General features: G+C 51.7%; 18 protein-coding genes and 1 riboswitch. Of the genes, 9 read left to right on the top strand and 9 right to left on the bottom strand.

The annotated features are described in order from the left end of the window. Positions 1–49 precede the first annotated feature (49 nt). The 3 genes from cobO to ACJJIV_RS13990 all read right to left on the bottom strand — a co-directional run bounded on the left by cobO (position 50) and on the right by ACJJIV_RS13990 (position 3481). Entirely contained in the window at positions 50–664 is a 615-nt protein-coding gene (gene cobO / locus ACJJIV_RS14000; protein ID WP_444889356.1) for a cob(I)yrinic acid a,c-diamide adenosyltransferase, read from the bottom strand. Positions 665–738: 74 nt separating this feature from the next. Beyond that, on the bottom strand, positions 739–1557 hold the full coding sequence (locus tag ACJJIV_RS13995) for an alpha/beta fold hydrolase (RefSeq protein ID WP_444889355.1): 819 nt from the start codon (positions 1555–1557) through the stop codon (positions 739–741). 124 nt (positions 1558–1681) lie between these two features. Further along, on the bottom strand, positions 1682–3481 hold the full coding sequence (locus tag ACJJIV_RS13990; RefSeq protein WP_444889354.1) for a TonB-dependent receptor plug domain-containing protein: 1800 nt from the start codon (positions 3479–3481) through the stop codon (positions 1682–1684). Between the two features lie 126 nt (positions 3482–3607). Further along, positions 3608–3771, bottom strand: a riboswitch (cobalamin riboswitch). Between the two features lie 151 nt (positions 3772–3922). On the opposite strand from ACJJIV_RS13990, the gene ACJJIV_RS13985 reads away from it, so the two are divergent. Then, positions 3923–4300, top strand: a complete 378-nt coding sequence (locus ACJJIV_RS13985; RefSeq protein ID WP_444889353.1) for a hypothetical protein — start codon at positions 3923–3925, stop codon at positions 4298–4300. A 42-nt stretch (positions 4301–4342) separates the two neighbouring features. Beyond that, complete coding sequence (locus tag ACJJIV_RS13980; protein ID WP_444889352.1) at positions 4343–5440, top strand: YHYH protein; 1098 nt, start codon at positions 4343–4345, stop codon at positions 5438–5440. A gap of 11 nt (positions 5441–5451) precedes the next feature. On the opposite strand, the gene ACJJIV_RS13975 is transcribed toward ACJJIV_RS13980, so the two are convergent. The 4 genes from ACJJIV_RS13975 to radA are packed head-to-tail and all read right to left on the bottom strand — an operon-like array spanning position 5452 to position 9449. Beyond that, positions 5452–6240, bottom strand: a complete 789-nt coding sequence (locus ACJJIV_RS13975; protein ID WP_444882821.1) for an ABC transporter ATP-binding protein — start codon at positions 6238–6240, stop codon at positions 5452–5454. A 2-nt stretch (positions 6241–6242) separates the two neighbouring features. Beyond that, positions 6243–7232: a FecCD family ABC transporter permease gene (locus ACJJIV_RS13970; RefSeq protein WP_444889351.1), complete on the bottom strand. Its 990-nt coding sequence runs from the start codon at positions 7230–7232 to the stop codon at positions 6243–6245. After that, complete coding sequence (locus tag ACJJIV_RS13965) at positions 7222–8049, bottom strand: ABC transporter substrate-binding protein (protein ID WP_252083382.1); 828 nt, start codon at positions 8047–8049, stop codon at positions 7222–7224. Before ACJJIV_RS13965 ends, ACJJIV_RS13970 begins: the two co-directional genes overlap by 11 nt. Before the next feature lie 5 nt (positions 8050–8054). Next, a complete protein-coding gene (gene radA / locus ACJJIV_RS13960) occupies positions 8055–9449 on the bottom strand; it encodes a DNA repair protein RadA (protein ID WP_444882823.1) in 1395 nt (464 codons plus the stop codon). A gap of 265 nt (positions 9450–9714) precedes the next feature. Between radA and ACJJIV_RS13955 the strand changes: the two genes are divergently transcribed. The 7 genes from ACJJIV_RS13955 (at position 9715) to ACJJIV_RS13925 (ending at position 15846) form a co-directional block, all read left to right on the top strand. Then, on the top strand, positions 9715–10158 hold the full coding sequence (locus ACJJIV_RS13955; protein ID WP_444889350.1) for a pseudoazurin: 444 nt from the start codon (positions 9715–9717) through the stop codon (positions 10156–10158). 13 nt (positions 10159–10171) lie between these two features. After that, a complete protein-coding gene (locus ACJJIV_RS13950) occupies positions 10172–10969 on the top strand; it encodes an oxygen-binding di-iron domain-containing protein (protein WP_444889349.1) in 798 nt (265 codons plus the stop codon). Between the two features lie 62 nt (positions 10970–11031). Continuing rightward, positions 11032–11487 carry a hypothetical protein gene (locus tag ACJJIV_RS13945; protein WP_444889348.1) on the top strand — a complete coding sequence of 152 codons (456 nt, stop codon included), beginning with the start codon at positions 11032–11034 and terminating at the stop codon, positions 11485–11487. A 115-nt stretch (positions 11488–11602) separates the two neighbouring features. After that, on the top strand, positions 11603–12094 hold the full coding sequence (locus tag ACJJIV_RS13940) for a DUF411 domain-containing protein (RefSeq protein WP_444889347.1): 492 nt from the start codon (positions 11603–11605) through the stop codon (positions 12092–12094). 9 nt (positions 12095–12103) lie between these two features. Continuing rightward, positions 12104–13852 carry a copper resistance system multicopper oxidase gene (locus ACJJIV_RS13935; RefSeq protein ID WP_444889346.1) on the top strand — a complete coding sequence of 583 codons (1749 nt, stop codon included), beginning with the start codon at positions 12104–12106 and terminating at the stop codon, positions 13850–13852. Then, positions 13849–14643: a copper resistance protein B gene (locus ACJJIV_RS13930; RefSeq protein ID WP_444889345.1), complete on the top strand. Its 795-nt coding sequence runs from the start codon at positions 13849–13851 to the stop codon at positions 14641–14643. Before ACJJIV_RS13935 ends, ACJJIV_RS13930 begins: the two co-directional genes overlap by 4 nt. A gap of 291 nt (positions 14644–14934) precedes the next feature. Further along, positions 14935–15846, top strand: coding sequence for a copper resistance protein B (locus tag ACJJIV_RS13925; RefSeq protein WP_444889344.1), 912 nt, complete (start codon positions 14935–14937; stop codon positions 15844–15846). 170 nt (positions 15847–16016) lie between these two features. Here the strand turns inward: ACJJIV_RS13925 and ACJJIV_RS13920 are convergent, their stop codons facing one another. After that, positions 16017–16856 (bottom strand): alpha/beta hydrolase, encoded by an 840-nt coding sequence (locus ACJJIV_RS13920; protein ID WP_444889343.1) that lies wholly within the window; start codon positions 16854–16856, stop codon positions 16017–16019. A gap of 595 nt (positions 16857–17451) precedes the next feature. Beyond that, a complete protein-coding gene (locus ACJJIV_RS13915) occupies positions 17452–18246 on the bottom strand; it encodes an SDR family NAD(P)-dependent oxidoreductase (RefSeq protein ID WP_444889342.1) in 795 nt (264 codons plus the stop codon). Positions 18247–18411 lie beyond the last annotated feature (165 nt).

Below are 18411 nucleotides of genomic sequence, written 5' to 3'. Positions count from 1 at the left end.
CTATTTAGCTCCTCTATTCAAAGCTTCTACTCATTGCACGACTTCACAATCACCACTCTATGCCTCTGCGAGCGGCAATACCGGCATTGAATGCGTGTTTTTCCGCACACATTTCGCTCACAGTATCGGCTACATCCTTGAGGTACTGCTTGGCCCCACGCCCGGTTATGACAACCGTCTGCTCCCGCGGCCGCTGCTGTATCGCCTGTACGACTTCCTCTTTGTCCAACCAGCGGTAATTCAGTGCGTAGGTGATCTCATCCAAAACCACCAGATAAACTCGCTCATCCCGCAACGCCTCCCGCGCCTTCTCCCAAAGTGCCATTGCCGCAGCTTTATCGGCCTCAAAATCCTGGGTTTCCCAGGTGAAATCAGTGCCCATTTGATGCCACTGTAGCGGGTGGGCGGCGCCCATTAGAAGATTCTTTTCTCCACACTCCCAGGTGCCTTTAATAAATTGAGTCACCACGGTGAGGTAACCGAAGCCCAGGGCACGGGTGACTGTGCCCATCGCCGCAGTGGTTTTACCCTTGCCATCGCCGGTATAGAGAATCACTATGCCGCGTTCCTCCAGCGCTTTAGAAACCGCCTCATCCACAATTTTTTTACGGTTCTGCATACGTGACTTATGTCGACTCTTTTTATCCTGTGATTCTGAACTCATAAATACCATCAAACATTTAAAGTAAAGGGAGCGTGCAGATTGCACTCTAGTGTGCGTAGTTATTCAGAGGCTTCTCACTCTGTCATTGCTAAAAATGCAGAAATAAAATCCCAAATCAGATCATCCTGCCAGAGAACATTGTGGCCACTGGAAAAAATGCCCAAGCGCGAATTGGGAATCTGCCGAAATAAAGCCCGCTGATTTTCAAAAGGGGCGACACTATCGTAGCGCCCGGCACAGATCAGCGTTTCTACCTCTAGAGTCGGTAGGCGAGCAAAAGTATCGTGGCCTTTTCTCGCCTGAAGCTGTCGCATACGACACTGGGCTCCGTCAGGCTTGCTTGCCGCCAGTTCGCAGACCTGGCGATAATATTTACTTAAAAAAGCACAGAGTGCTGATTCTGAATGTATACCATCGGCACTTTGCAGGCGGCTATCGCCCGCAGTCACCCATAGATTCACTTTTTCCTCGAGGCTCATAGCCTCAATATCGTACTGATGAAACGGGAATGAAGCGCCTCCGCGGCCTCCGGAGCTGGTTACCAATAAAACCAGTTTTCGCACCAACTGGGGATATTGCAATGCAAATTCCTGAGCGACCATGCCACCAAATGATTCTCCCAGTAGATACACATCCCGCCAATCGAGATGATCCATCAGTCGTTTAAGGTCTAGGGCGTAATCGGCCATATTGGGAGAATCGATGGGTGAATTAGACTGACCGATGCCACGGGGGTCAAAGGTTAAGATTTCAAACCGATTCGCCAACGGGGAGTCGAAAATAGTCGGGGCTACCCTGAGATCACTGAGGGTACCAGGGTGAAACACCAAGCGCGGGCCCCTTCCGCGAACTTCAAAATACAATTCCACGTCATCATTACTAAATACCGCCACAAAATAGCTCCCGGAAAAAACTAGACGCTGCAATAGTAGCCGCCGGGAAGAGAAACACCGGGATTGAATCGTTAGAAGAGAGTGAACAGAGAGATAGCCCAAGGGGCTATCTCTCCAAACATTTTTATAGGCTAAATTCTATACCGGCATAAACTGCTGCGCCTGCTGTGTAATAACCCGCAACTTCGCGATAGTTCCGGTCCAACACATTTTCACCGCGTAGATTAACCCGCATATTGGGGGAGACCCGATAGACGGCATTCAGATCAACCTTACTATAGTTCTCCAGAGCAATTCCGGTATAACCATCGATACGATCCTCAACCCGCTGCCAGTTACCACTCAGAGTCAACTTATCTCCCAGCCATTGGTGGCTGAGGCCTAAGTTAAATACCCTCTGGGGCACCCCACCACGCTGAGCGCCTGTGAAGTCCTCTGAGTTCAGCCAAGTGCCAGTTATAGACCAATCCAGATTGCTATTAAGGTTGCCGCCCAAGGACAGTTCCACCCCCTCAGATTGACTCTCACCATCATCCTGCTCATAAGACCAGGTTGTGTAATTATAAAAAATAGCATCGCTGATCTCCTGGTCGAAGTAGGTCAGCTCAGCCTGTAATAATTGTGCCCACTGGTATTCCAGACCCAACTCATAACCACGACTGGTTTCAGCCCCCAAAGAAGCATTGGTAGTATATTCGTACGGGCTCGGAGCACGGTAACCGGTTCCAAAACTCGCGCGATACTTGAGCTGCTGATCATCACCTAGAGAAACAGGTAGAGCTGCAGAGACACGCCAGCTATTGTGATCCTCAGTCTCCAGGCTATCGCGACGGTAGCCTAGGGTATAGAAAACTGTTTCGGCGAAATCACTGTGCCACTCCGTAAAGAAGCCAGTACTTTCCAATACCTCATCGGCAAACTCTGTAGCATATTTCTGCTGTTCATACTCTCCGCCCCACAGTAGTTTTCCACTGCTCAAGGTATTGCTGCCGATATAATTTGCCTCACGAATTTCACCACTTGTTATAAATGGAAAAGCCCCAGGGCTGATACCCTCTTCGCGGTCAATCTCCTGTTGAGAAAGGCTTACTCTATGATTCCAGTTGGCAAACTGGTAATGACTACTAAAGATGAAAAATTCCTGGTCGAAGCGACTCAGGCAATCATTAGGATAATCCGAAAAACAGTTGTCGTACTCGGTCTCAGTATCCACCTTGCGGTACTGACCCTCGAGAGATAGATTTTCATTTATCTGGTAACCGAGACGTGCACTGGTGGTAAAATTATCGTAACCATCTTCCTCACCAGAAGAATCTTTTTCGGTTGCATTAAAACCATCGGTGGAATAGTCAGAAACACTTAAATCGTAGTACCAGGATTCAATGCTTCCCCCAAGGTTCGCACTGGTATTCTGGCTTCCGTAACGACCCACCTCTACAGAGGCACTGGCGTTAACACTCTCAGCAGGCCTTTTGCTAATAATATTAATCACGCCACCGGCGCCGGCACCGTAAAGCATGCCCTGGGGCCCGCGCAGGACTTCAATACGCTCAATATCGCTAACCTGCAAGTGCTGCAATTGGGTACTTACCTGTAAACCCGTCGGGTCGGCAATATTCACCCCATCCAGTAACACCAGGGTACGGAAATTACTTTCCCCACGGATAAACAAGGAACTGACCTTACCCGCTCCGCCGCTATTGCTGACAGCAACACCTGGCAGAGTGCGCATCACATCCAGCAGGCTGGTATAACCCAATCGCTCAATATCGGCAGCATTAAGAATTGAAACAGAGACACCCAGCTGGCTCTTGGGCAGATCCAGACGGCTGGCAGTCACTATGATTTCTTCCAGGTCCGCAGCCGCAGACAATAGCGGTTGCACCGCGGCAAAGACGGCAGCGGCTAATAAAGTTTTTTTCATTGTGGTTCCCCAATCTCGAACAGAAAAACGGATTGAGGGAGGGTGAGTACAATCGGTGCGCAACCCAGGCCGGCACACTGACCAGACAAAGCCCTCCGCTTTATCCTCAAGGCCGGATATAAAAACTCCGGCTTAGTGCCGAGGGCCGGTATCGGGCTTATCATTTTGCAAAGAAAAATGATTTACCGTTGCGGGGGCAGCGCCGGACTCTGTATACACATCACCGGACTTCCCGTTTACCCCAGCCAAGTGTAAATACACTGCTGGGCACCCAAAGCGGCGGCAAGTATAACAGCGTGGCTGGCGCTTCCCCAGCGAAAGTGAGACGTTAAATCCACGGGGTAATTTTCAATAAAAATCTGTTTTTCAAACACCACTCAGCCCTTACTCGCTTGCACACTTCTTTACCAAAAATCCACATTCCTTGCGCATTCCTGAACTATGTTGGCTATCAGCGGCTGGTTAAAAAACACCTCCCAGGAAGGGGGGATACTGGCCGCCGCTAATCGCCCGCGCCTGCTCTTCAGTGCAGGCGCTGTCCAGCTGCCTTCAATGGAGAGCACCATGTACAAGGTTTTATTATCTGTCGCCCTAATGGCCATGATTTCCTCTGCAAACGCACAGCCACGCAAACCTCCTCAGGAAGCCTTTGATGCCTGCAAGGCCATGTCGAAGGGTGATGCCTGCAAAGTGGAAACGCCGCACGGTACCCTGGAAGGCACTTGCCGCATGCCCCCTAGAGAAGAGCAACTGGTGTGTGTTCCCACAAAAATGGAAGGCCGCAGACCGGGCAAAGATCGAAAAGAAAATAACGAGTAAATCATTGGGGCCCTTGCGGGCCTCGCAGTTCGAGAATGCAGTATGAAAAAGTGGCTATTAGTGGGCCTCACCTGTGTCACCCCGGCAGCTCTGGGACACCTGCCGGAAACAACCGTGGAAGCCTGCCAAGGGTTAACCTCCGGCTCAAGTTGTAGCATCGGTCACAGTAGCGGCCAATGCTTGCGCTTATCTGAAGATCAGGCTCCGGTCTGTGTGACGGGCACATTGGCTATTGCCAGAATCCCTTCTCAAGAGCGCGCTAACGGCAGACCACCGGCGCGCAGGCATCGGGTGGTGCAGTCGGAGGGATTACATTATAGGGTTCCCGCCGACCACAACCCAATCACCACCAGCCGCGTTAAAGTCACAATCGAGGGGCCCTGGCGGGTGATTGAAGCCAACGGTATCTCCACCCATAAAACCGGTGCCTTCCCAAACTCCGGCAATCCCCACAAAATCGAAACCCAACGCTACAAATACCGAGTACCCGCAGCCCCCAAGTTGGCAAAAAAATCCACACCAGTAAGCCTGCAAAATTTTGGTATTGGCATTAACGGCGTGCCCTTTGATCCCAGCGCCGCAGAGTGGTACCTGGGTAATCGCGGCCTCTGGCGCTATGAGGCGCTCTCCGGTGCAGTTCCCCTCGGCGTTGACGACAACTACGCCCATGTCCAGCCCAACGGGGCCTACCATTATCACGGTCTGCCCACCGGACTACTGGCAAGACTACAAGTTACCCCGCAGCATCATTCACCACTGATTGGTTGGGCCGCAGATGGTTTTCCCATTTACGCACTATATGGTTATGGCGATGACATGAATGAGGAGACTGATGTAGTAAAAATGCACTCCAGCTATCGGGTGAAATCTGGACATCGGCCAACAAGTAACAAGCAACCTGGCGGCTATTACGACGGCACCTTTGTGGCGGACTACGAATATGTTGAAGGGGCGGGCTCCCTCGATGAGTGCAATGGCCGCTTTGTGCGCACCCCTGATTTTCCTCAGGGTATTTATGCCTATTTCCTTACTGAGGAGTGGCCAATAATTCCGCGCTGCTACAAAGGAACACCCTCCGAGGACTTCCGCCGCGGACCCGCAATGGGGCGGCCACAGCCCCCGCGCAGGCGATTTGGCTGAGACAGGAATTTCTAGCCACTGGATTTTCGCAACAAATCCAGTGGTACAAAGTCTGCGATACCGTCGCGCCAACGGAATTCACAACTCACCCCGTAGGCTTCGCCAATCAACGTCGGAGTCAGTACCTGTTGCGGTGTTCCCTGAGCTAACAATTCTCCATCCAGCATCAAGAGAATCCGATCGCAAAAGCGCGCCGCCAGGCTGAGGTCGTGCAGTGCCAACACCACGGTTTTGCCACTGTCGGCCAGGCTGCGGAAGTTCTGCATCAGCTGAAGTTGGTGACGGATATCCAACGCCGCAGTGGGCTCATCGGCGATCAGCAGCGGTGCCCGCCCTACTAACAGGCGGGCCAATTGCACGCGGCGCAGCTCGCCACCGGATAATTGAGTGACCGGGCGCTGGGCAAATTCCTGCGCATCGACCAATAACAACGCCTGTTGAATTCTCTGCTCGCGATCTGGCAGGCGCCCCCAGGGCAGTAAACCCAAGGCCACCATATCCGCCGCACTGAGAGACCAAGCCGGAGTTTCCGACTGCGGTAGGAAAGCCCCCAGCCTCGCGCGCTGGGATGCCGGCAATTGCCCCGCATCGAGACCATTCAGCTCAACATGACCCGCATCGGGGGACAAGACGCCCGATAAACACTGCAATAGGCTGCTTTTGCCGGCGCCGTTGGGGCCCACCACGGCGGTCAGCTCGAAGGGCTTGAATACACAATTCACGCCATGCAGGACACTCTTGCGCCCCCGCTGCAATTCCAGCGCAACGCAGGTGGCCTCAATAGTTTTCTCACTAGCCATATTCACAACCACTGCCCCCTGCGCGCCGTCAAAATCAGCCAGAAGAAAAAAGGTGCACCGATAAAAGCGGTGACCGCGCCAATGCGCAGCTCCTGCGCGCCGACAAAATTAATCACCAGAATGTCTGCCAGCAGCAACAGCAGCGCTCCAGCTAAAGCGCTGATCCACAGTAAACGGGCGGGGTCCTGGCGCACCAGAGGGCGCACCAGGTGCGGCACCACCAATCCGACAAAACCGATGGTGCCAGCTACTGCCACGGCACCACCCACGGCACTGGCGATGCCCAGCAAAATAAGAAAGGGATAGGCGCGGCTCTGGAAACCCAAGGAAGTCGCACTGTCTTCACCCAAGGCCAGCGCGCGCAAATAATTGCGTGTGAAAAACAGGCACAGCACCCCCACGGCCAAAAAGGGCAATGCCAAAAACAGTTGGTCCCAGCCGCGATTGGCCAGCGAGCCCATCAACCAGAACACCACCTCCTGCATAGCGAACATGCTCGGCGCATAGTTAAGCGCCAGTGCAATCAGTGCCGATAGGAAAGCGTTAATGGCCACCCCCGCCAACACCAGCCGTCCGGCACTGGCGCCCCGCCCCGCCAACAACCACACCGCCGCCGCCGCGCTAAAGGCACCACCAATAGCCAGAGCCTGCAACAACCAACCGGATTTCCAGGCTGCGCCGTAATAGAGAAACAGTACCGCCGCCAAAGCCGCACCGCTGGAAACACCGAGCAGCGCCGGCTCCGCCAGAGGGTTACGCAACATCCCCTGCATGGCGGCGCCCCCCATCCCCAAGGCAGCGCCCACCAGTATTGCCAACAGGGCACGGGGCAGTCGCAATTGCCACAGAATCACCGCATCGCTGCTCTGGCCACTCCAGCCCTCAGCCAGCGCATTGGAAAGGTCCACCGAAACCGGGCCACTGCCCAGTGCCCCGAGCAGGGCCAGCGGCAGGGCCGCCAGCAATAGCAAAACCGCGTTTTTATTGTACAAGCGCTTCTCTCTTATCCATCAACTGTTGCAGTGTATCCACCACCGCCAGTACCGGGCACAGGCTCAGCTGTTTCGGCAGGGTATAGGTGCGGCCGCTATCGATATAGCGCTGTAGTACCGGGTGGCGCGCGGCCAGGTAAGCCAGTGCGAAATGCTGTTCGCTGCCATAGAACACCAACAAATCCGGCTGCAGGGCAATCACCTCTTCCAGGCTGATCCGTGCCAGTCCCTGAGTGGTGGCGAGATTGTCAAAACCGGCGCGCTGCAGCAACTGGTGCTCCAGCATGCCGCTGCCGTAGGTGATGTTATTGGCGGAGAGAATCACCGCACTGGCGCGCTGTTTAGCAGCGGGCTGATCGAGTAGTTGTGCCAACGCGCGTTTCTGCTCTTGCAGCGGAGGAAGCGGGCCCAGTACGGCTTGCAAAGCACCGAGTTGTTGTTGCAACTGCTCCAGACTGTAGGCATCGGGGATGGTCACCACATTCATACCCAGTGCTTGCAGTCGCTCAGCCGCACGCTGGGCACCGTACTGCCCGGCAAGAACCAAATCTGGCTTTAATGGCAGCAGCTCCTCGGCGCGGGCGCGATTGAGCTGAACGTGTTCGGGAATCGGCAGGGAGCGATACTGTTCGGCGGCGGACAGCCAGGTCAGAGAGGCAATATCCGCAGGTTGTGCCCAGTTCAGCAGTACTTGGTCCAGACACAGGTTCAACGAAGCAATGCGCTCATAGGCCTGGACTTTCGCGGCCAGAATGAACACTGCACCGAGTAATAGTTGCCAGCAGAGAAGATGACGCCTGGACGTGCGGGTACTCATCCGACTCAGCTCATGTCGATCACGGCAAGGGCTTCCGCCAGGGTTTTTACCGAGTGCATTTCCATACCCTCGATATCGTTTTTCAGGCGATTGGCGGCGGGCACTATCGCTTTGCGAAAACCATGCTTAGCGGCTTCGCGCAGGCGCTCCTGGCCCGAGGGCACGGGGCGGATCTCACCGGAAAGTCCCACCTCACCGAAGACCACCAGATCCCGCGGCAACACCCGATTGCGAAAGCTGGAAACAACTGCCAGCAAAAGAGTCAGGTCGGCACTGGTTTCCATTACCTTGACGCCGCCTACCACATTGATAAACACATCCTGATCGCCGACCAAGACGCCGCCATGGCGGTGCAGCACCGCCAGCAGCATATTCAGGCGGTTCTGGTCGAGGCCCACCGCTACCCGGCGCGGATTACCGAGGCTGCTGTCATCCACCAGTGCCTGCAGTTCCACCAGCAGCGGCCGGGTGCCCTCCCACACGGAAGTCACCACCGATCCCGCGGCGATCTCCTCGGCGCGCTGCAGGAAAATAGCGGAGGGATTAGAAACTTCTTTAAGGCCCTGCTCGGTCATGGCAAATACCCCCAGCTCATTCACCGCTCCAAAGCGGTTTTTATGGGCACGCAGGGTGCGGAAGCGGGAGTCGTGAGTACCTTCGAGCAATATGGAGCAATCAATAATATGTTCCAGCACCTTGGGGCCTGCCAAACTGCCGTCTTTGGTGACATGGCCCACTAAAATCAGCGCAGTACCAGTCTGCTTGGCGAAGCGGGTCAGGTAAGCAGCACTCTCACGCACCTGGGCCACCGAGCCCGGAGCGGACTGCACATCGCTCATATGCATCACCTGGATAGAGTCCACCACCATCACGCGTGGATTGACTTCTTTTGCCGCCAGGCAGATGCGCTCCACATCAGTTTCACTGAGGAGCTGCAGGGAATCAGTGGGCAGGCCCAGGCGTTTGGCGCGCATAGCCACCTGCTGAAGAGATTCTTCACCGGTGATATACAGCGCCGGCATTGAAGTAGCGAGGTGGCACAGAGTCTGTAGCAATACCGTGGATTTACCGGCCCCAGGATGACCGCCGATCAGCACCACCGAACCCGGCACCAGGCCGCCCCCCAGCACCCGGTCGAGTTCCGAGGCGGAAGTGGGAATACGCGGCAGCTCACTCAGGTCGATTTCCGAGAGCTTCTGCACCTTGCCAGCACCGGCGGCGCCGGCATAGCCACTCTGGGCATCGGTGAAATTAGCCGCGCGGCTGTCTTTATGCTCCGGCCCCAAACGCACTTCAGAGAGACTGTTCCAGGCACCACAAGCACTGCACTGCCCCGCCCACTTTGTATAGTCAGCGCCACATTCATTGCACACATAGGCAGTTTTGCGTTTAGCAGCCAAGGTTACTCCCCCAAAGTGTCACCCAGTCAAATTGGCGCACAGTTTACCCCTTATCTCCCTTCAGAGGGCAGCGCTTAACCGACAGATATGACTCTCCTTTACCCAAGTGGTGTATTGGCACTTTTTCCCACTTTCTCTGGGATCTGCGCGATTGATCTAGATCAATTCTTCGTATTTTCACCGGGCTAATATCCGGCGCGTCTCGCCTCCTCGCTATAGGCAGAGTCATTACAACATCACCGACTACTCAAAACAGGAAGTAAATATGTCGTCTATTACTCTTCGCAGTGCGCTTCTCGCACTCGTCATGGCCTCGACGTCCGCCCTGGCAGCAGATCACGAAGTTAAGATGCTGAACCAGGGCAAGGACGGCATGATGACTTTCGAACCCGCGTTCCTAAACGTTGCAGTGGGCGATACTGTCACCTTCCTGCCCACCGATATGGCACACAACAGCCGCTCCGTACTCTCCCCAGCCGAGGGCGACAGTTGGAATGGCGGCATGGGCGAGAAAGTCAGTGTGACCTTGAATAAAGAGGGCGTTTACCTGTACCAGTGCGATCCGCACCTGCCCTTGGGCATGGTCGGTGTAATTCAGGTAGGCCAGGCCGGCAACCTGGAAGATGCCAAGAAACACGCTCAAGGAATGAGTGAACGTATCGCCGTCAACAAGGAGCGCCTCAGCCAGTACCTTGACCTAATTAAATAAGAGAGGCCGCGGCGTGGACATTTTATTTGAGCAAGGCCCTCACCTGGTTGCGCGTTTCTGCGATCTGGTTAAAGAACAGAATGGCAGCGATGGAGTGCAGGCCAACCAGTTTGTGATTCGCCGCGGCACCCAAGGTGCACTGATTGATCCCGGCGGTGATCTCACCTACACACCCCTAACCATCGAACTCAGCCGCCACCTGAACCTGAGTGACCTGGAATATATCCTGGCCTCGCACCAGGATCCGGACATCATTGCCTCACTGCCACGCTGGATGCTGCACTCGCGCTGCAAGGTAGCGGTATCCAAACTGTGGTCGCGCTTCCTGCCCCACCTAGTATCCGGCTTTGTCGCCTCGCGTGCCGGTAGTGAACGTTGGCAGGACCGTATCATTCCCATCAGTGACAAGGGCGAGGTGCTGCCTTTTGCCGATAGCGAAATCTGGGCCCTGCCCGCACACTTTATGCACTCCTGCGGCAACTTCAGTTTCTACGACCCGGTTAGCCGCATCCTGTTTTCCGGTGACGTGGGCGCTTCCCTCGGTGGAGAGGAGGGCGAAGTCATCGATTTTGATGCGCATACTCCATCCATGGAAGGTTTCCACCAGCGCTATATGGGAGGCAACTGGGCCTGTCGTCTGTGGGTGAAAATGGTGCGAGAACTGAACCCAGCCATGATTGTGCCTCAACACGGCGGTTATTTTGCATCTGAAGAAGTTAAGGAAGGCTTCCTGAGCTGGTTGGAGCGGTTGGAATGTGGACCCGATCTGCTGCGACATCAGGACTATCGCTTGCCTCTGAGGAAACCCTAAAGACCTGTCTAGAGGACAGTCTTTACAAGCGATAACCCTGTAGGCTCCGAATCAATACAGGCATGAAAAACCAAGGGAGAGCGAGACGCTTTCCCTTAACCTCCTCCAATCTCTCGCTGTGCTTGCGCCCCCTGCTGCCCACACATACACTGACCGACATACTTCTCCTGGCCTGCTTTATGTACATTGCCTACCTTCGCACCTTGTTGCTGATACTGCTGTTGGCCTTTGCCGGCCTGGCATCAGCCGTGCCCTGTGCGGAACCTGCAGATATGCTGAGCATGGATATTAGCGAACAGGGCCACTGCGAAGCGAATAAAGCCGATGATTGCCACAGTGAGCACCGCGGTGACTGTGGTATCGAATGCGGCTGCTGCCCGGGATTGAGCAATAGCCTCGCCGTAATCTCCGCCAATATCCCAAATTTTTCGCGGCCAATTTCCCTGGCAACTGCCCACACAGTATTTAAACCTTCCCCCGACCCGGAAAGCGCCCTGCGGCCTCCGATTGCCACCTGAGCCTCGGCTCCAGCAGTAAACTTCGCCGATAAATCTTTTTTGCCCGCCACTAGCTGCACCTATGCTGCACTGACGATGTGGTGGGTCAGTTGATATGAATGACAGGAGTAATTCCATGTACCGATCTTTTTTAGCCGCAATTGCCGCGCTAGTTACTACATTAGCCATCAGTGCTTGTGCCGAATCCACCGAGCCTAAAGAACCTCAAGCGCAAAACCTAACGACCTATAAATCCGCTACCTGTGGCTGCTGCAAAGTTTGGGTGGACCACGCTCGCAATAGCGGCTTCGAAGTGGTGGCAAAGGATGTCGATGACCTCAACGGCGTCAAAAAACAGCACGGAATCGAACCCCGCTACCAGTCTTGCCACACCAGTGTGTCCAAGGAAGGCTATGTTTTCGAAGGGCATGTGCCAGCCAAGCTGATTCAGCAATTTTTGCAAAGTCCGCCTAAGGGTGCGCTGGGGCTGGCTGTGCCCGGTATGCCTCTCGGAAGCCCTGGCATGGAGATGGGCGATCGCTTTACCCCCTACCAGGTAATGCAGTTAAACAAGGACGGCAGCAGCGTGGTTTATGCAGAAATCAACGCGGCCGGAGAACAGTTCTGAGGACTGTCGATGACAAAACCTCCGCGGTGCGGCTCGGTTTCGCGCCGCACCTTTGTAACCGGAATCAGCGCCGGCATGGCCCTGCTGGGCCTGCCCGGCTCCCCTACCCCCGCCAGGGCGCGAGTCCCCCCTCCCACGACTTTAACTGGCGAGAATTTCTCCCTGCAGGTAGACCAAAGGGCAGTCAACCTGACCGGACAACCCCGCAACGCAATTTCAGTTAACAATTCTATTCCCGGCCCAATCCTGCACTGGCACGAGGGGCAAACTGTAACTCTCAATGTCCTCAACCAATTAGATAAAAACACTTCGATTCACTGGTATGGCATCAGGGTGCCCAATCCTATGAATGGTGTACCAGGGCTCAATTTCTCCAGTATTAGACCCGGGGAAAATTTTCGATACCGCTTTAAAGTCACACAAAGCGGAACTTACTGGTATCACAGTCACTCCGGCTTCCAGAGGCAGCAGGGACTCTACGGAGCTATCGTCATTGATCCAGCTGGAGGAGACCCGGTGACCTATGACCGGGACTATGTAGTGTTGCTCTCCGATTGGAGCGATGAATCCCCCCAGCGGATTTATTCAAACCTGAAGAAAGATGGCCACTATTACAACCGGCGCCGCCACCGCACCACCACAGATCTCTGGCGAGATGTACGCGCGAAAGGCATAGAGCAAACCTGGCGTGAACGACACCCATGGAACTTCGCAGGCATGTCTGATCGAGATGTGTCTGATGTCACAGGCTACACCTACAGCTACCTGATCAATGGACAAACTCCGGAAGACAATTGGACTGCCCTATTTGCCCCCGGTGAGATAGTACGGCTGCGTTTTATCAACGCCTCTGCCATGACAATCTTCGACCTACGCATTCCAGATCTGGATATGACCGTGGTGACTGCTGATGGCCAGAATATTCAGCCGGTGAGAGTGGATGAATTCCGCCTAGGTACTGGGGAAACCTACGATGTGGTAGTTAGGCCCAGTGGCGACAGAGCCTACACCCTTTTTGCCCAGGCGATCGATCGCGGCGGTTACGCTCGCGGTACCTTAACGCCCGCTCAGAGTCTTTCTGCCAAAGTTCCCCCCATGGATCCAATCCCTATTCTCGATAAGCGCGATATGGGATTCACCCGTGCCAGTGGTGCTAGAGCTGCTGATAGACAGTCCACTGCAGAAGAAGGCAATGCCAAACTGGCCCCCGCTGGCCTGGGAAGCCATAGCCCCATCATCCACCAGCCAACAGAAAAAGGCCATGGCGTAGCCCTGCGCGCGCGCGCTCCCCAAAATGGAATGGATGATCCCGGTGTTGGACTCCGTGAACACCAGCAACGCTACAACCGCCGCATCCTAACCTACGGGGATCTTCGCAGTCTCACACCATCATTAGACCAGCGACAACCGCAGCGAGAACTACAACTACATCTCACCGGTAATCCAGCTCGTTACCTATGGTCCATTGACGGTGTTAAATATAAAAACGCCACACCAATATTATTGGCTTATGGCGAGCGTCTACGTATCACTCTGGTGAACGACACCCTACTCACCCAGCCCATACACCTGCACGGTTTATGGAGTGAGTTGGAAACTGGTGACGGAGAGTATCTACCACGCAAGCACACGGTGATGGTGCAGCCCGGTGCCAAGATCAGTTACCTGATAAATGCCGATAACCGGGGGCGCTGGGCATTACACTGCCAAATGCTTTATCGCACATACGGTATTTTCCGAGAGGTGCGCGTGGTATGAGGCGCACTCTCTGTACCAAAGCGATAGTGATAATCGTTGTTACCCTGTGCTTGCAACTGGGTTTTCAAGCAGCTAAAGCGCAAAATCGGGAAGACCAGCACCACAGCTTCCAAGCCCCCTCAGAAGGATCAGTCGCAGGAGAGGACAATGGTATGGCCGGGGAGGGGGACAAGCCGGTAGCCAAACTCAGCCTTGACCAATTCGAACGGCGCGGTATGAACGGCGCGGCAATCGAAGGCGATTTCAGTTATGGAGATGACGTCAATAAAGTAGTGCTGGAAGTAGACTTTGAGCGGGGAGGAGGAGAAACGGAAAAAAATGAGCGATGGCTGGTCTACAGCCGGTCCATTTCCAAAGATTGGAATTTCCTCGCCGGCTTCCGACACGACCTACAGCGGGAAACTACCAGCCGCAATTGGCTGGCGATTGGGCTGGTTGGAGAAACCCCTTACTCATTAGAAATGGATGCAGTGCTATTTCTGGGAAGGAACGGCAGTACAGCTTTTCGCCTGGAAGGGGAATATGATGCAAAGCTCGCAGAAAAAGTGAGCCTTATTCCGCGCTTGGAGCTGAATTTCTTTGGCCAAAATGATGAAATCGCTGGCAGTGGCAGTGGATTGTCTCAAATAGAAATAGGCTTGCGCCTACTCTACGAAATTCACCCTAAATTTTCCCCCTATGTCGGCGTTCACCATGAACGAGTTGTGGGCAATGCCGCAGATTTTGCCCGTGAAGAAGGGGAAAAGGTATATAGCACCGTGTGGGTTGTCGGTTTTCGCGCCTGGTTTTAGTTCCCGGTTCTATAAAACATTCTGTTCACAACAAACTATCCGCCAAGTAAATGCAGCAGGAAACCAGAATTTTTCTTGGCTTACAGTCGCAATTCACACTTTTTCTTAGGATTCATTAATAGAGAGATTTTATCAAATTTGAAAGATTAGAAAGGCAATATGCTTATACTGGTAAATATTCCTTACAACAAGCAAACTCAAAACTTTGTAAAATGGCAGAATACAGAAACAACTTCTATTAAATATATGAAATTATTACATCAGGAAGAAATGGTATAGAAAGGGCAAAAAGTGTCGTACATAAACACTTCAGCTCTACACTTTATTCACTCACCATATCTGCAGCAAGATTTCTCCTCATTGAACCTCATAGGTCGCACCAAGCCTATATGGGGTAAACGGGAGTCCAGACGATACGCAAATGAAATTCTTCTGCGTAAAGTATCAATAACTCCAGCGATTACTATTTCCTTACTAATGGGGATGCTGGCTATCGAAGGACAATCCCAAGAGGATTTACACCATGGCCTTCAGTATCACTCCACATCTGGAAGTAACAATGATGCAACCCTAGGAGAAGACAAACCCATCGCCAAGCTCAGCCTTGATCAATTTGAATTACAAGGTAATAACGGAGCCACCATTGAGGGGGACATCAGCTATGGTACAGACCAAAGCAAGCTATCCGCAGAAGTAGACTACGAGCGCTCCAACGGGGAGACCGAGGAGAATGAGCTATGGGGCATTTACAGCCACGCAGTTTCTGCTAATTGGAATATTCTCGCAGGAATTCGTCATGATTTTTACCTGGAGAATACCAGCCGCAATTGGTTTGCAATTGGTATTATTGGCGAGACCCCCTACTCATTTGAAATGGACGCTGTATTTTTCCTTGGTAGAAGCGGCAGCACTGCCCTTCGCATAGAAGGGGTTTATACATTTAAACTCTCAGAAAAGTTCAGTTTAGCACCCCGTGCAGAATTTGATTTTTTTGGGCAAAATGACAAAAATTCAGACGGAGGGTCTGGTCTATCTGAAATAGAAATTGGCATGCGTTTACGCTATGAACTTCATCCGAAATTCTCCCCTTATATTGGCATACATCAATATCGCAATATCGGAAAAACTGCAGACTTTGAACGCGAAGAGGGAGAAAAAGTATACGATACCGTGTGGGTTCTGGGGTTTCGAGCTTGGTTATAAACCAAAGATCATTCCCCCTTAGCTAACATTGGCACTATTAAAATAGCGGCACCTCTGAAAATTTACCATTTTCACCCTATGAACCTTAAATCTTTATGTGCCCAACATCAAACAGGATGGCAAGAATAATTCGCAGAGGTGCAAAAAAGGTCAGCCAAGCAGCTAAAGCGTTAATCTTCTTTAAATATTTCCCTAATTCCGAAATTGTAACCCACCACTGGAACCGTTAGGTGATTCTCCCCTTTAAATACTTTTTTCGACAATTTAAGGCTAGGATAATTGCGCGACTCTAACCTGCGCACAAGTTGTTTCATGTCCTTCACCATAAACCCTTCCTCCTTACCGACAAACATGAATATATGCTTATCCATATCTGCATTATATTCCGCATAATATCGTTCCTTGGCAAGGATCACTTTATCATCCCACCAGATACTAGGGCTTGCCACAATATAACGGTGAAAACTATCTGGCTGAGTAAACAAAGTATGAAGAGCAAACAATCCCCCTAAAGAATGCCCCATAAAGGTCTGATCCTGTTGATCAGCAGGGAAAGTATTGTTAATAAAGGGCTTTAACTCTTTGTTAATAAATTCAAGAAACTGATTCGCACCACCCCCCTGAACTTCCCCATCCATCTCCACAGCAGTTGGCGTCAAATCGAGACGCCGCAACTTCCCCAAACTATCATCAACATAATCAATGCCGACAAAAATAAAAGCCGGAATCTTTCCTGTTACACTCTGCTTGAAGAAATTTGGAGCCATCATTGGAAAATCGAGATAACCATCCACCATATAAACAACTGGATATTGAACGGTATCGTTCTCGGGATCGTACTCTTTAGGCAATAGCACATCAATTTGATACTGACGCGCCAAGAGGTCTGACTGGTAATGAAAAGACAATATTTCGCCACGAGTAAAAGAGACTGGCTCGGCAGTTCCTGCAGACACCGCCCCCACAGAAACGACAAGTATAAAAACAATCGTTGACAATAATATTCGCATAAACTTTCCCTAGCTGAATGAAATTACTATCACCAATGCAATCAGCGACACCCCAGTTTTTAATTCAGAGCAAACCATAATGTCAACTTAGACACAAAAATTAATAGCCATGTAAATAGATAGGCATAAAACTCACATTTATTTAAAAACAAAAAACTCGCGGAGTGTAGCCTTTCATAGCTTCAAGCAAAGCTAAACCAATACAACATCCTGCAATTTTGCAAAATAAGACGTCATTGTATCTTTTAAGACAACTTACCCAGGATCCACTCTAATCTTTATCCTATGAGTTGAATATGGCGACACACTCGATTCTCAAATAGCCTAAATTCAATACCCAAAGCTACTGCTACCAGCTACCAGCTACCAGCTACCAGCTACCAGCTACCAGCTACCAGCTACCAGAAAATATTGAACACCATTTTAACCCCAGAAATTTAGGCAACCTTTACTAACTGAAGCGTAAAAATACCACTCAGCGGCAACCCAGTATTCTGACTCTCCAGAGTCAGCAGGAATACAACACTCCCAGATTATCAATAAGGCCCACAGCAAGGCCAAGTGGATAATCCAGCTCTAGTAAAATAGCGAAATTTTATGTCTTTTCATTACTTACAATACGCTTAAATACTTTCCCCGATAGGCGCAGCAGTTGCGCTCGACTCAGAAGTCGAGAAAGTAAAACCAGTGCCCACTTTTGCTTACCTGACAATACATAACTTTTTTGAGACAAGAATCCTTCTAACCCTACTTGAGCAACATACTCAGCAGTTTCGTAGATACTTTCATCCACCTTGACTTGATTATTCGCCACCTCGGCAAAATTTGTCTTGGTTCCACCGGGGCAAAGGCAGGTTACTGTTACACCGGTTCCTTGTAGTTCATTGTGCAGAGCTTCCGAAAAATTCAGTACGTAACTTTTGGATGCAGAGTAGACTCCAGCATAAGGTACCGGCATCAGGGCTGCTCCAGAGGCAACATTAATGATACCGCCTGTTTTTTTAAGTCTCATCTCTGGTAGAAATAAGTAACACAGCTCTGTAAGGGTGTTAATATTGAGCTGCAACATATCCCTATAGGTTTCAAGAGTGAAGCTTTCAAAGCTTCCCCACTTGCCAAAACCTGCGTTATTAATGAGAATGTCAACTTCAATACCCATCTCTTTAGTTTTATCAAAGAGCTTTTGCGCAGATCCTTCTACGCTTAAATCCATAGGAATAAAGCTTGTATCTACTGGGTATAATTCATTAATTTTTGTTGCGATATTCGATAAGGAGTCTTCAGATCGAGCCACCAAAATTAGGTTTGTACCCCTTTTAGCACATTCATACGCAAATGCTTCGCCGATTCCCGAAGAAGCTCCCGTAACTAATACAGTCTTTGATTTCATTTACTACTATCCCAATACAACTCAAATCCTATTTATTTAGGAAAATATCGGCCTGTGAGTCTCTCTTACCGCAACATTGATAAAAGCATCCGATTGCAAATACGATCGCCAAACCATTCGCGAGTGAGATCCATTTTTAAAGGGGCAGTATCTTGATCCTTTAGG

The sequence above is a fragment of the Microbulbifer mixtoriginis (SeqCode) genome (genome assembly GCF_052466765.1).
This window is presented reverse-complemented; position numbering and strand designations above follow the sequence as displayed.

Bases quoted from the DNA above. Each gene is read 5' to 3' on its own strand.
- cobO (WP_444889356.1), bottom strand. From the start codon at position 664: ATGAGTTCAGAATCACAGGATAAAAAGAGTCGACATAAGTCACGTATG.
- ACJJIV_RS13990 (WP_444889354.1), bottom strand. From the start codon at position 3,481: ATGAAAAAAACTTTATTAGCCGCTGCCGTCTTTGCCGCGGTGCAACCG.
- ACJJIV_RS13985 (WP_444889353.1), top strand. From the start codon at position 3,923: ATGTTGGCTATCAGCGGCTGGTTAAAAAACACCTCCCAGGAAGGGGGG.
- ACJJIV_RS13980 (WP_444889352.1), top strand. From the start codon at position 4,343: ATGAAAAAGTGGCTATTAGTGGGCCTCACCTGTGTCACCCCGGCAGCT.
- ACJJIV_RS13975 (WP_444882821.1), bottom strand. From the start codon at position 6,240: ATGGCTAGTGAGAAAACTATTGAGGCCACCTGCGTTGCGCTGGAATTG.
- ACJJIV_RS13965 (WP_252083382.1), bottom strand. From the start codon at position 8,049: ATGAGTACCCGCACGTCCAGGCGTCATCTTCTCTGCTGGCAACTATTA.
- ACJJIV_RS13955 (WP_444889350.1), top strand. From the start codon at position 9,715: ATGTCGTCTATTACTCTTCGCAGTGCGCTTCTCGCACTCGTCATGGCC.
- ACJJIV_RS13945 (WP_444889348.1), top strand. From the start codon at position 11,032: ATGAAAAACCAAGGGAGAGCGAGACGCTTTCCCTTAACCTCCTCCAAT.
- ACJJIV_RS13940 (WP_444889347.1), top strand. From the start codon at position 11,603: ATGTACCGATCTTTTTTAGCCGCAATTGCCGCGCTAGTTACTACATTA.
- ACJJIV_RS13935 (WP_444889346.1), top strand. From the start codon at position 12,104: ATGACAAAACCTCCGCGGTGCGGCTCGGTTTCGCGCCGCACCTTTGTA.
- ACJJIV_RS13930 (WP_444889345.1), top strand. From the start codon at position 13,849: ATGAGGCGCACTCTCTGTACCAAAGCGATAGTGATAATCGTTGTTACC.
- ACJJIV_RS13920 (WP_444889343.1), bottom strand. From the start codon at position 16,856: ATGCGAATATTATTGTCAACGATTGTTTTTATACTTGTCGTTTCTGTG.
- ACJJIV_RS13915 (WP_444889342.1), bottom strand. From the start codon at position 18,246: ATGAAATCAAAGACTGTATTAGTTACGGGAGCTTCTTCGGGAATCGGC.